This is a genomic window from Flavobacteriales bacterium (assembly GCA_026129465.1).
Taxonomy (GTDB): Bacteria; Bacteroidota; Bacteroidia; order Flavobacteriales_F; family PHOS-HE28; genus PHOS-HE28.
In genome coordinates, this window is the sequence record JAHCIA010000001.1 from 286,124 (window position 1) to 299,459 (window position 13,336).

Sequence of the window (13,336 nt, forward strand, 5' to 3'; positions counted from 1 at the left end):
TCTCAGTGATCGAGCACTTTCATGCGCGCCATGGCGTTGAACATGGCCCTGGGTTCCACCTCCACGCGTTGCCCATCCACCCATAGCGCGGAAACAACGCCCACGATCCGGCTGTAGAGCCAGATGACGATCTCGTCCAGAGGATCGCCGCTGCCGTAGGTGAGGAAGATGTGGAGATGCTCGTTGTAGCCCACCACGTTGCCCCGGTGCGCGCCGGGCGAGGTGAGCGTGGCGTTGGAGCCCGGAATGCGGAAGCGCTCCCCGCGCTCCAACCAGCGGAAGTGCGATCCGAAGAGCCGGTATTTCAGGTCCTTGTCATGTGTGGTCAGTTGGATCTCCAGGTCCACGGCGCTCAGTGGCGGCGTCTTGTCCCGGTCCACATGCAACTCATGGCCGGTGCGCAGCAGATGCTCTTCCACCCGTCGCAAGCGGTCCAACATGTCGCGGTACACCTCGTTCAGCAGGACGTCGAGTTCCGCATTCTTCAGATGCGCGAAGCGATCGGGGTGGTAGTGCTTGTGGAAGAGGTGCCGCTTCTGGCGGATCGTTTCCGCGTCAAGGTCCTCCACGGGCACCTTGAACAGATCGCTCGCCCAATCGAGGTCGTGGGTGGAAGGGCCGTCCATGGCATGTGAAGATAACCGGTGGCAGCGGTCGGTCGGCGGCCCGGCGTGGCGCTTAGTTTCGCACGCCCTTCGAGGACCATGCCATGCGACCGAGCTCCGATATATCCATCATCCCCATCACCTGTCTGCTGCTGATGAACACCGCTTGCACTTCACCTGGATCCGGCACCACCGCCGCGGACATCGAATTCGACCGCTTCGTGAACACCGGTCTGCCGTATAACGCGCCGGACTTCAACTGGATCCGTCAGGAGTACTTCAAACCCGCCATCGAGGAGGGCATGCGCCGCCAGAAGGAGGAAGTGGAGGCCATCGCCACCAACGCCGAGGCGCCCACCTTCGCCAACACCATCGAGGCGCTGGAGAAGAGCGGACGCCTGCTGGACCGCGCCAGTTCGGTGATGTACCAGCTCGTTTCCGCGCGCACCAACGGGGAGCTGCAGAAGATCCGCGCTGAGCTCTCGCCCAAGCTCGCCGCACATGCCGACGCCATCGCCATGGACGAGCGGCTCTTCGCACGGATCAAAGCACTGCACGACCAGCGCGAGCAACTGGGCCTGGACTCCGTGGAGAAGCGTCTCATCGAGCGCCGTTACACCGGTTTTGCGCGTGGTGGTGCGCTGCTCGATGAGGCCGGAAAGAAGCGCCTCAAGGCCATCAACGAGGAACTCTCCAAACTCTCCACAGCGTTCAGCGACAACGTGCTGGCCGAGACCAACAGCGGCGCCGTGGTGGTGGACGATGTGAAGCGCCTCGAAGGGTTGGGCGAAGCGGAGATCGCCGCCGCTGCGGACGCCGCCAAGTCCAAGGACATGGAAGGCAAGTGGCTGATAACCCTCAGCAACACCACGCAGCAGCCCGTGCTGGCGAGCCTGAAGGACCGTGTGCTGCGCGAACAGGTCTACAAAGCCTCCATCGCACGCGGGTCACAGGGCAACGCCCACGACAACCTGAAAGGTGTGGCCCGCCAGGCCAAGCTCCGCGCTGAGCGCGCCAGGCTGCTGGGCTACGAGGATCACGCGGCCTATGTGCTCGCCGATGAGATGGCAGGCACCCCGAAGGCCGCGCTGGACCTGATCACCGGCATGGTGCCCGCCGCGGTGAAGAACGCACAGGCGGAAGCCGCCAAGTTGCAGGCGATGATGGACAGGGAGTACGCCAGATCCGCCACGAACCGTCAGGCCCCGCGCCTGATGCCCTGGGATTGGGACTACTACGCCGAGCAGGTGCGCAAGGCGGAATACGAGCTGGACGAAGCCGCCATCAAGCCCTACCTGGTACTGGACAGCGTATTGAAGAACGGAGTGTTCCATTCCGCCGAAGTGCTCTTCGGCATCACCTTCCGGGAGCGTGCCGACATCCCCGTGTACCACCCCGATGTGCGGACCTGGGAGATCTTCGATGCCGACGGCATGGGCATCGGCCTTTTCTATGGCGACTTCTTCGCCCGCGACAGCAAACAGGGTGGCGCATGGATGAGCGGCTTCGTGGACCAGAGCTTCCTGCTCGACGAGCTGCCGGTGATCACCAACACCTGCAACTACGCCAAGCCGCCCGCTGGCGAGCCCGCGCTCATTTCCTGGGATGATGTGCGCACGCTATTCCACGAGTTCGGCCACGGCGTGCATGGCATGCTCAGCCGCGTGAAGCACCCTTACTTCAGCGGGACCAACGTGCCACGCGACTTCGTGGAGTTCCCCAGCCAGTTCCAGGAGAACTTCATGCTGGAGCCCACCGTTTTCGCCAGCTACGCCCGTCACTACAAGACCAACGAGCCGATGCCCCAGGCGCTCGCTGGGAAGCTGCTGGCCAGCACACGCTTCAACCAAGGCTACGCCACCACCGAGTACCTGGCCGCAGCCCTGCTCGACCTGGAGTGGCACATGCTGCCCGCCGATGCCCCCGAGGTGGCGGACCCATTGGCCTTCGAAGCCGAGGCATTGATGAAGCACGGCATCGCGCTGGACGTGGTGCCGCCACGTTACCGCACACCCTACTTCAGCCACATCTGGGGCGGCGGTTACAGCGCTGGTTACTACGCCTACCTGTGGAGCGAGGTACTGGAGGCCGATGCCTACGCCTGGATGCAGGAGAACGGCGGCATGACGCGCGACAATGGTCTGCACTATTGGGGGCTCATCCTCGCCAACGGCGGCAGCCGCGATGGCAAGGAGCTCTACCGCGCCTTGACCGGCCGTGAGCCGCGTGTGGAACCTTTGCTCGCGAAGCGGGGTCTTCGCTGAACCCTGTGTCCCAGCGGAGTACGGGCGTTCCTACCCGTTTCCGTCGGGCTTTATGTGTTGTCCATCGAAATTATTCGGATCCCGGTCGTTTTACCGGTCGCTTGGTCGATCCCGGAGCAGGGAACCCGCGTTGCAAGGCACGCTCGCGGGCTATTTTGGCCCGGCACGCAGCACCACCATAAAGCACGCGCATGCGATCATTCTTACTCTTTCTTGTTCTGGCGATCGGTCTGGGACTGGGTTCAAATGCCCAGGGACCGGGACAGGTGGCGCAACACATCCAAGCCTTGCAGGGTGCGGGCAAACCCTTCCCTTCCGCCTCGCTGTTCGAGATGGAGCAGCCTACGCCATCGTCGGACCTGCTCTGGCAGTCGGCCTTGACACGTGCCGATGTGCTGCGCCTGGATGCCGCACGGATACCACTCCTGACCGCGATGGCCGGCACCACCGTGGCCATGGAACTGCCATCGCAGGAGGGCACCTTGATCCTGGACCTGGAGCGTGTGGACATCGTGACGGACGAATTCAAGGTGGTGACCAGCAGTGGCGAGGAGATCCATGGAGCACCGGGCCTGCACTACCGGGGCATGATCCGCGGCCGTGCCGGGTCATTGGCGGCGATCAGCGTTTTCGGTGATGAGGTCATGGGTCTATTGGCCGATGAGCAAGGCCAATTGGTGCTGGGCCGTCTGGAAAACGACATCCAAGGCCGCCATGTGCTTTACCGTGACAGCGACCTGCTGGGTACGCACGGCGCTGTTTGCGCCACCCCGGACGGCGGCCCTGACTACACGCCCGCGCAAGTGCGCTCCGAGGGTGTGCCCAAGACCCTGCGCTGTGTAAGGTTCTATTGGGAGGTGAACCACGATATCTTCCTGAACAAGGGCAATGTGGCCAACGCCACGAACTATGTGACGGGTCTGTTCAACCAGACGGCCATCCTTTTCGCGAACGATGGCATCGACGTGGTGCTCAATGAGGTCTTCGTGTGGACCACGCCCAGTCCATACAATGCCAACAGCTCCAGCGGCCGTCTGAATCAATTCGGCGACTACCGCACCAGTTTCAACGGCGACCTGGCCCACCTGCTGGACCTGGCCGGTTATGGCGGCGTGGCCTGGTTGAACACCCTCTGCAACGGTCAAGCGCGTTATCGCATGGCCTACAGCGGAATCAACAGCAGCTACCAGAATGTGCCCACCTACAGCTGGAGTGTGGAGGTGGTGACGCACGAGCAGGGCCACAACATGGGATCGAAGCACACCCACGCCTGCGCCTGGAACGGGAACAACACGGCCATCGATGGCTGCGGACAAGTAGCGGGCTATCCGGAAGGTGGCTGCCCCACCGGACCGATACCACCCTCGAATGTCGGTGGCACCATCATGAGTTACTGCCACCTGACGTCCAGCACGATCAAATTCGCCAACGGTTTCGGTCCGCAACCCACCGCGGTCATCGTCAACGCGGTGAACGGCGGCAATTGCCTGCCCACCTGCGGTTCTTCCTGCGGGCCGCCCCCTGGTCTTACAGCATCGAACATCGGCACCACCACGGCCACCCTCGTGTGGGCCAACACCGGTGCGGATACCTATTCCATCCGCCGCAGGCTCTCGCCCAGTGGGTCATGGACCACCACCAACGGTCTCGCATCACCGACCCACGCCTATACGGGGCTCGCCACAGGCACCACCTACGATGTGCAGGTGCGCTCGGTGTGTTCGGGGCAGAATTCCGCGTGGACAACCTCCTACACCTTCACTACCCTGGTGCCCTGCCCGGACGCGCTGGAGCCCAACAATACCATCGGTGCCGCGGCGCCCGTCGCGCTCCCGGCCTCCATCAACGCACAGATCGCCAGTTCCTCCGACGTGGACTACTACAGCTTTACGCTGGACCAGACCGCCAATATCGTGATGTCGCTCAGCAACCTGCCGGCCGACTACGACCTGCGCCTGCTGAACGCTGGTGGAGGGCAACTGGCGATCTCGCAGAATGGCGGCACCACCAGCGAGTCCATCAACTACGCCAATGCGCCGTCAGGTACCTACTACGCGCATGTCTATGGCTATCAGAATGCCAGCAGCAATACCCAGTGCTACCTGCTAACGGTGAACACCACAGGAGCCCAAGGTTGCGGAGTGCCCAACGGTCTCAATGCCTCGAACATCCTGTACAATGGCGCCACGATCGGATGGTCGCCCATGCAGGCCGCCACGGGCTACGACCTGCAATGGCGTGCGGTGGGCGCGCCCGCATGGACGGACGTGTCCAACATCACGGGCACCAGCCATATGCTCACGGGCCTCGCCTGGTCCACCTTGTATGAATGCCGCGTACGAACGCGCTGTGCCGGTGGCAACTCGCTCTACGGCGCGCCGATCCAATTCACCACTTTGGATCCGCCATGCGAAGTGGTGCCCAAGGTGAACGTGCGTCCCAAAGCGCTCCTCGATGGCCCTTACCAAGGCTCCGGCCTGATGTCCGACGGCTTGCGGACCCAGGGCCTCATTCCCTTGCAGGAGCCGTACAGTGCCATGGGTTGGACGATATCGGGCGCCACCTCCATCAGTGCGGGTGTGCTAGCCACCACAGGGGTGAACGCCATCGTGGATTGGGTGGTGGTGGAGTTGCGGTCCAACACGTCGCCGTGGGGAGTGCTGGAACGCAAGGCCGCCCTTTTGCAACGTGATGGGGATGTGGTCGGTCTCGATGGCACGTCCCCCGTGGGCTTCTGCGTGAACCCCGGCACTTACCGTGTGGCCATCCGCCACCGCAACCACTTGGGCGCCATGACCGGTCAGGGATATGCTTTGTCCGCCAACGCCGTCACGGTCGACCTCACCCAATCCGCCACCACCACCTGGGGAACCAGTGCCCGCAAGACCTCTGGATCGGTGATGCTGCTCTGGGCAGGCAATGCCCTCACGGACCAGATCCTGCGCTATACCGGTCAGTTCAACGACCGGGACATCATTCTCCAGCTCATCGGGGGAACAGTGCCTTCCAACACGGTGAGTGGCTATCACCTCGCTGATATCACCATGGACGGGCTGGTGAAGTACACCGGCCCCGGCAACGACCGCGACCCCATCCTGAGCAATGTGGGCGGCTCGCTGCCCACGAATACCTTGGTGGAGCAGATGCCGTGAGGCGTACACATGTGCATGCTGGCGGCCTTCGTCCGGTCAAGGGCGAAGGCCGCTTTCTTTCCCGCGATCGTGGTGGCGAGGTACCGCATCCGTGGCTGGCGCCTGTTGAAAACTCCCCCTCCCTGTTCATAACCCCCGCCCGCCCGCTCCGGTAACCTCGGCGTAACTTCGTCCACCCGCTGAAAGCCCCGCCGTTGCTGGGATTCCGGTGGATGACACGGACAAGGCATTCCCCGCCGCCCAGTGCCCGAACTGACTTCGGGACCCGGGCCGCACCCTATCGATCGATGAGCGAGACCACCTACAGCGAAGAGCATATCCGGTCACTGGACTGGAAGGAGCACATCCGCCTGCGCCCCGGCATGTACATCGGCAAGCTGGGCGACGGCAGCAGCTATGACGATGGCATCTACATCCTGCTGAAGGAAGTGTTGGACAATTGCATCGATGAATTCGTGATGGGCCACGGCAAGAAGGTCGAGGTGTCCATACAGGACAAGCGCGTGGAGGTCCGCGATTTCGGCCGTGGCGTGCCGCTGGGCAAGGTGGTGGACGTGGTGAGCAAGATCAACACCGGAGCCAAGTACGACAGCAAGGCCTTCAAGAAGAGCGTGGGCCTCAATGGCGTGGGCACCAAGGCCGTGAACGCGTTGAGCCACTATTTCAAGATCGAGAGCGTGCGCGACGGCCAATTGAAGCGCGCCGAGTTCGACCGTGGTGTGCTGCGCAAGGACGAGAAGCTGCAGAAGACCGAAGAGCGCAACGGCACGCGTGTGGTCTTCGAGCCGGACCCCGACATGTTCCGGCATTTCCAGTTCCGCGACCAGCACATCGAGCGGCTCCTCTGGAACTATTGCTACCTGAACACGGGCCTCACCATCTGGTTCAATGGCCGCAAGTTCCACAGCGAGAACGGACTGCTGGACCTGCTGAAAGAGAAGATGGACGGCGAGCCACTCTACCCGATCATCCACCTGAAAGGCGACGACATCGAGGTGGCCATCACCCATGCCAACCACTACGGCGAGGAATACTACAGCTTTGTGAACGGGCAGCACACCACCCAGGGTGGCACCCACCAGGGCGCCTTCAGAGAAGCCGTGGCCAAGACCATCAAGGACTTCTTCAAGAAGGACTGGGAGGCCGGTGACGTGCGCACGGGTATCGTGGCGGCCGTAAGCGTGAAGGTCATAGAGCCGGTGTTCGAGAGCCAGACCAAGACCAAGCTGGGCAGCCTGGAGATCGAACCCAACGGCCAGAGCATGCGCGCCTTCGTGGGCGACTTCATCGGCCGCGAGCTGGACAACTACCTCCACAAGAACCCGCCGATCGCGGAGGTGCTCCAGGCGCGCATCCTGCAGAACGAGCGCGAGCGCAAGGAGCTTAGTGGCATCCGCAAGCTGGCCCGCGAACGCGCCAAGAAGGCCAGCCTGCACAACCGCAAGCTGCGCGACTGCCGCATCCACTTCAACGACCCCAAGCCCCATCCGAAGAAGGGCGATACCACGCTCTTCATCACCGAGGGCGACAGCGCCAGTGGCAGCATCACCAAGAGCCGCGATGTGGAGACGCAGGCCGTCTTCAGCCTGAAAGGCAAACCGCTCAACTGCTACGGCCTCACCAAGAAGGTGGTGTATGAGAACGAGGAGTTCAACCTGGTCCAGGCCGCGCTCAACATCGAGGACGGCATGGACGGCCTGCGCTACAACAAGATCGTCATCGCCACCGACGCCGACGTGGACGGCATGCACATCCGCCTGCTGCTGATGACCTTCTTCCTGCAGTTCTTCCCGGACCTGGTGAAGAACGACCACCTCTACATCCTGCAGACACCGCTGTTCCGCGTGCGCAACAAGAAGGAGACGATCTATTGCTACAGTGACGAGGAGCGGCAACGGGCCATCCTGAAATTGGGGAAGGGCGCCGAGATCACGCGATTCAAGGGCCTGGGCGAGATCAGCCCGGACGAATTCAAGCACTTCATCGGTGAGGACATACGCCTGGAGCCGGTGATGATCACCAAGGAGGCCGTGGTGCATGACCTGCTCGATTTCTACATGGGCAAGAACACACCCAAGCGTCAGGAATTCATCATCGGCAACCTGCGTGTGGAGAAGGACCTGGTGGAGGAGATGAAGATCGATCCCGTGAAGGTGATCGCGCGCAAGCTGGACGAAGTGGAGGAGGAGGCATGAGGCAGGACACACGCATCAACGAGGGAAGCATGCGGATATGTGCCCATGTGGGCATGTGCGCATGGGGGCTTCGTGGTCTGGTATTGTTGTTCATGCTCGCATGTTCGCATGCCCACATGGGCACAACTCTGCACGCCCAGGACACCGGCACGCTGCGGCTGCTGATCGATCCTGGCGACAACTTCCAGTTCGTGGTGGACCGCCGGTTCCGCATGCAGCAACGAGAAGTGACGCTGAGTGGCGGCCCGCACCACTTCGCCATCTGGGCGCCCACGCGCACCATCGTCGACACCACTTTGCAGGTGGTCCCCGGACGCACCACCGACTTCGTTTTGCGCCTGCCTTACAGCCAGGAGTATCTCACGTTCCGCGGTGAACTGGACGCCCACGTCCAGAAACGGCGCTGGGCACGCACCTGGCCCGTGGCGATCAATGTGGGCGCCGTGGCCTGGACGATCGTGTCCTACAACGGCTATCGCCAGGCACACCGCCAGCTGGAGACCGACCTGGCCACCTACGAGAACAGTGTGGTGCCTGCTGATATCACGGTGCTCAAGGAGGAGATCATACCTGCCCACAAACGGGATTTCCGCCAGGCGCGCGACATGGCCATCGCCTCGGCGGGCGTGACGGTGCTGAGTGCCGGCTTCACCTGGTGGCGGTTCAAGCGCACGGCACAATGGCCACAGCCCGTATTCGAGGACAAGGAGCGCATCCGTTTCGAGGGACTCGCCTATTTGCCCGGCAGGCAGGGGGGGCATTGGGCCACCGCCATCACCATTCCCCTGGCACGATGAGGACCGCTGTCACCCTTTTGATGATCGCCCTGCTGGGCACGGGCTGTGTGAAGGACGAGTTGAAGGACCTCACCTACAACCCCTTCGACCCGGCCTATGATGGCCCGCCACTCTTCAGCCTGCACAGCACCACCGTAGAGGAGATCCTCACTCCGGAAGGCCTGGACCGCCGGCTCACGCAGCGCATCCGCATGGACCGGAACCTGCTGCTGCGCAACACCACATTCACGCTGGAATGCGTACGCATCACAGGCGGCAGCGGTACGGTTAACGTACCCTCCAACGAACTCCTGGACGGGTACTTCGACCTGGTCACCAATTTTTCCCAGCAGGGCACCGAGTATTGCTGGGAGATACGTTTGACGAATCTCGGCAGCATTGGCGCACGCAACGACGTGTGCGGCACATAGGATCGGGCCCATGAGTGAAGAAATGGATGAGCTGGCCAGCGGGGCCGGGAATGGAGCGGACGACGGCAAGGGCATTCCCGGGGCCGGCGCGAGCAACACGTTCTCGGTGAGCGGCATGTACAAGGACTGGTTCCTGGATTACGCCAGCTATGTGATCCTGGAACGTGCGGTGCCCGCGCTGAACGACGGCTTGAAGCCCGTGCAGCGCCGCATCCTGCACGCCATGAAGGAGCTGGATGATGGCCGCTACAACAAGGTGGCCAACATCATCGGTCACACCATGCAGTACCACCCGCACGGCGACGCCAGCATCGGCGATGCGCTGGTGCAACTGGGCCAGAAGGACCTGCTGATCGACTGCCAGGGCAACTGGGGCAACACCCTCACGGGCGACAGCGCCGCCGCACCGCGCTACATCGAGGCACGCCTAAGCAAATTCGGCAGCGAGGTGGTCTTCAACCCCAAGACCACCGAGTGGCAGTTGAGCTACGATGGCCGCAACAAGGAACCCGTACACCTGCCCGTGAAGTTCCCGCTGTTGCTGGCACAGGGTGGCGAAGGCATCGCCGTGGGCCTCAGTTGCAAGGTGCTGCCCCACAATTTCAACGAGCTGATCGATGCCAGCATCGCCGTGCTGCGCAAGCGCTCCTTCGACCTGGTGCCCGACTTTCCCACGGGCGGCATGGCCGACACGAGCAACTACAACGAGGGCGAGCGTGGCGGGCGCATCCGTTGCCGGGCGCGCATCCGCAAGGAGGACAACAAGACCCTGGTGATCACCGAGATCCCCTTCGGCACCACCACCACCAGCCTCATCGAGAGCATCATCAAGGCCAACGAGAAGGGCAAGATCAAGGTGCGGCACATCGAGGACAACACCGCCGAGCACGCCGAGATCGTCATCCACCTGGCCGCCGGCGTGAGTCCGGATACCAGCATCGACGCCCTTTACGCCTTCACCGACTGCGAGGTGAGCATAGCGCCCAACGCCGTGGTGATCGAAGCCGCCGGCAATGGTCTGCAGGAGCGTCCGCGCTTCGTGGGCGTGAAGGAGCTTCTGCGCATCAGCACGGAGAACACGCTTCGCTTGCTGGAGCTGGAGTTGAAGATCCAACTGGGCGAGTTGGAGGAGCAATGGCACTTCGCCTCGCTGGAGCGCATCTTCATCGAGAAGAAGGTCTACCGCAAGATCGAGGAGGCTGAGACCTGGGAGCAGGTGATCGAGTTCATCGACAAGGGCCTCAAGCCCCATGTGAAGGAGCTCAAGCGGCCGGTGACGCAGGACGACATCGTGCGCCTCACCGAGATCCGCATCAAGCGCATCAGCAGGTACGACGGCTTCAAGGCCGATGAGCACATCAAGCAACTCGACACGCGCATCCTCGAGACCAAGGACAAACTGGCCCACCTGACGGACCATGCCGTGGATTGGTTCAAGGAACTGAAGCGCAAGTACGGCGCTGGCCGCGAGCGGAAGACCGAGGTCCGCACCTTCGATACCATCGTGGCCACCAAGGTGGCCGTGGCCAACCGCAAGCTGTACGTGGACAAGGCCGAGGGATTCGCCGGATGGAGCCTGCGCAACCATGAGCTGGTGGGCGAGTGTTCCGATCTGGACGACATCATCGTGTTCCGGGAAGATGGCACCATGCTCGTGACCAAAGTGGCGGACAAGAAGTTCATCGGGAAAGGCATCCTGCACGTGGGCGTTTGGAAGAAGAACGACGAGCGCACCATCTACCACATGATCTACCAGGATGGCCCCAAGGGTGCCTTCTACATGAAGCGCTTCGCCGTCACGGGTATCACGCGCGACAAGGAGTACGACCTCACCAATGGCACCAAAGGCAGCCGGGTGGAGTATTTCACCGCCAACCCCGATGGCGCCGCCGAGGTGGTGCAGGTGACGCTGCGTGCGCGACCCAATCTGCGCAAGAACAAGTTCGACGTGGACTTCGCCAAGCTGGCCGTGAAAGGCCGGGGCAGCAAGGGCAATCTGCTTACGCGCCACATGGTGCAGAAGATCACCCAGAAGGAACGCGGTGCCAGCACGCTAGGCGCCATCCCCATCTGGTTCGATGAGACCGTGCGCCGCCTCAACGACACCGGGCATGGCCGATACCTGGGCCGCTTCGCCGGCGAGGACCGTATCCTCTGCATCACCAGGAGCGGCACCTATCAGCTGTTCCCTTTCGTCCTCACCACGCATTTCCCGGACGATACGATCACCGTGGTGAAATGGAACCCCAAGGAGGTGGTCACCGCCGTCTATTGGGAAGGGGAGAAGCAGCAGTTCAATGTGAAGCGTTTCCTGGTGGAACCCGCCCGCGATCCAGTGGGCTTCATCACGGACCACCCGGACAGTAAATTGACCGTGCACAGCCTGATGCCCGAACCGGTGCTGCATGTGGCCTATGACAAGCGAAGCACCAGCCGCGAGGACGAGGAGGTGGACCTGGCCGCCTTCATCGGTGTGAAGGGCGTGAAGGCACTGGGCAACCGCCTCACGCCGCACAAGGTGAAGGAACTGACGCTCTCCACGCCGGTCTTCATCCCCATGACGCCGGAGTTGGAAGAGGTGCAGGGCATGCTCATCACCGAAGAGGAGATCGGCAACTTGGAGGCGCCCGAAGAGGAAGGCCTGGAGGAGAGCCCGATGAAGCAGTTCCGCCGTCAGCAGGCCGCGGACGAAGTGGAACGCTCACCGGAGGACCCGATGATCGGCTACGAGCCGGGGAAACAGATCACGCTGGGGTTGGATTGAGGGTTCGTGTGGGGTCACACCCTCACGACCCCAACTTCCCCATCAGGTACTTGTGCACCTTGCCCACGCGTTCCACCTGCCCCTTGGCGGCGAAGCGCTCGTAGAAGCCCTCGTCCCGGAAATCGCGCACGCTTTCGGCCCAGGCGGCACTGAGGCGTTGCGTCCAGCGGGCCTCACGGGTACTGTCGTCGCCCCGGTCCCGTGCGGCCAGGTCGGCGCACACCCGTATCAGCGCCTTCAGTGTCACGGGCTTGGTCACGTGGTAGCGGGGGTCGCCCCAGGCATGGCCGAAGGCGGCCTTCGCGGCCCGCAGGAATTCCTGGATGATGCGATAGCGCCTTTCCACCGCGGCGGCGTTCACCTTCTCGCCCTTGTCCAGACCCCGGGCCACCCAGCGGTGCACCTCGTTGAAGAGCTCCGCCTGCATGATCCACTTCTCCTGTTTGCTGCGGTTGCCCAGGCGATTGATGCGGTAGCGCAGCGGGCTGTCCGGCTCGTTGTACAGCCTTTCGATCACCTTCGCCGCCAGCCGCTTGTCGGGCTTCTCCCAACTGACGCGCTCGTACAGGTCGATCAGGTGGCTCTTGTTGATGCGCGTGGGTGTGCTGTTGATGATGACGAACATCTCCGTGGCGAAGTCCTCGCTCTCCCCATCGAAGATGATGCAGGGCACGTGGATGGTGCGGGCCTCGTCCGGATGCGAACGCAGGTAGAACTCCAGTGCGGCCAGGCGGTGCTGCCCGTCGATGATGAGATACTTCTCGCGCGGTTCCTTCAGGTCGCCCACGTTGCTGAGGTTGCCCAGCGGGCTGAACTCGAGGATGTCGCTGCTGAAGAGGAGCACTGTTCCCGGGATCGGTGGCTGCGCCACGGCCGTCTCGTAGAAGTTGCGTATCGCTTTGATCTTGCCCTGCGACATGCTGCGTTGGAAAGCCGAGTCGCTGCGTTCGATCCGCTGGATGAAACCGGCCACCTCGTCGCCCTTGCCCGCCTCGTCCGCACTGATGGGCTTTTCGCCCTCGGCATAGAAACGGCTGATGAAGCGCACACGCCGCAGGATGTCCTCGGCGGGGTAGGACACGAAGTAGAAACGCGCGTCCTTCTGGCGGATCTGGGTGGCGATCATGGCGGTGGCGCCCGGCTTTTGTG

General features: G+C 62.6%; 8 protein-coding genes. 6 read left to right on the forward strand and 2 right to left on the reverse strand.

From position 1 onward, the window contains the following. Positions 1–2 precede the first annotated feature (2 nt). Positions 3–626: a hypothetical protein gene (locus KIT10_01150; protein MCW5897848.1), complete on the reverse strand. Its 624-nt coding sequence runs from the start codon at positions 624–626 to the stop codon at positions 3–5. A gap of 83 nt (positions 627–709) precedes the next feature. Between KIT10_01150 and KIT10_01155 the strand changes: the two genes are divergently transcribed. The 6 genes from KIT10_01155 to KIT10_01180 all read left to right on the forward strand — a co-directional run bounded on the left by KIT10_01155 (position 710) and on the right by KIT10_01180 (position 12,187). Next, entirely contained in the window at positions 710–2,869 is a 2,160-nt protein-coding gene (locus KIT10_01155) for a M3 family metallopeptidase (GenBank protein MCW5897849.1), read from the forward strand. A 191-nt stretch (positions 2,870–3,060) separates the two neighbouring features. Then, entirely contained in the window at positions 3,061–6,021 is a 2,961-nt protein-coding gene (locus KIT10_01160) for a fibronectin type III domain-containing protein (protein ID MCW5897850.1), read from the forward strand. 287 nt (positions 6,022–6,308) lie between these two features. Further along, on the forward strand, positions 6,309–8,216 hold the full coding sequence (locus KIT10_01165) for a type IIA DNA topoisomerase subunit B (protein MCW5897851.1): 1,908 nt from the start codon (positions 6,309–6,311) through the stop codon (positions 8,214–8,216). Between the two features lie 116 nt (positions 8,217–8,332). After that, positions 8,333–9,013 (forward strand): hypothetical protein, encoded by a 681-nt coding sequence (locus KIT10_01170; GenBank protein MCW5897852.1) that lies wholly within the window; start codon positions 8,333–8,335, stop codon positions 9,011–9,013. Further along, positions 9,010–9,423, forward strand: coding sequence for a hypothetical protein (locus KIT10_01175; protein MCW5897853.1), 414 nt, complete (start codon positions 9,010–9,012; stop codon positions 9,421–9,423). Before KIT10_01170 ends, KIT10_01175 begins: the two co-directional genes overlap by 4 nt. Before the next feature lie 10 nt (positions 9,424–9,433). After that, positions 9,434–12,187, forward strand: a complete 2,754-nt coding sequence (locus tag KIT10_01180; GenBank protein MCW5897854.1) for a DNA gyrase/topoisomerase IV subunit A — start codon at positions 9,434–9,436, stop codon at positions 12,185–12,187. 22 nt (positions 12,188–12,209) lie between these two features. Here the strand turns inward: KIT10_01180 and KIT10_01185 are convergent, their stop codons facing one another. Next, positions 12,210–13,313 (reverse strand): DGQHR domain-containing protein, encoded by a 1,104-nt coding sequence (locus KIT10_01185; protein MCW5897855.1) that lies wholly within the window; start codon positions 13,311–13,313, stop codon positions 12,210–12,212. Between the last annotated feature and the right edge of the window lie 23 nt (positions 13,314–13,336).

What these genes read in the sequence shown, in the direction of transcription:
- KIT10_01150 (MCW5897848.1), bottom strand. Translation starts at nt 626, where the DNA reads ATGGACGGCCCTTCCACCCACGACCTCGATTGGGCGAGCGATCTGTTC.
- KIT10_01155 (MCW5897849.1), top strand. Translation starts at nt 710, where the DNA reads ATGCGACCGAGCTCCGATATATCCATCATCCCCATCACCTGTCTGCTG.
- KIT10_01160 (MCW5897850.1), top strand. Translation starts at nt 3,061, where the DNA reads ATGCGATCATTCTTACTCTTTCTTGTTCTGGCGATCGGTCTGGGACTG.
- KIT10_01165 (MCW5897851.1), top strand. Translation starts at nt 6,309, where the DNA reads ATGAGCGAGACCACCTACAGCGAAGAGCATATCCGGTCACTGGACTGG.
- KIT10_01170 (MCW5897852.1), top strand. Translation starts at nt 8,333, where the DNA reads ATGGGCACAACTCTGCACGCCCAGGACACCGGCACGCTGCGGCTGCTG.
- KIT10_01175 (MCW5897853.1), top strand. Translation starts at nt 9,010, where the DNA reads ATGAGGACCGCTGTCACCCTTTTGATGATCGCCCTGCTGGGCACGGGC.
- KIT10_01180 (MCW5897854.1), top strand. Translation starts at nt 9,434, where the DNA reads ATGAGTGAAGAAATGGATGAGCTGGCCAGCGGGGCCGGGAATGGAGCG.
- KIT10_01185 (MCW5897855.1), bottom strand. Translation starts at nt 13,313, where the DNA reads ATGATCGCCACCCAGATCCGCCAGAAGGACGCGCGTTTCTACTTCGTG.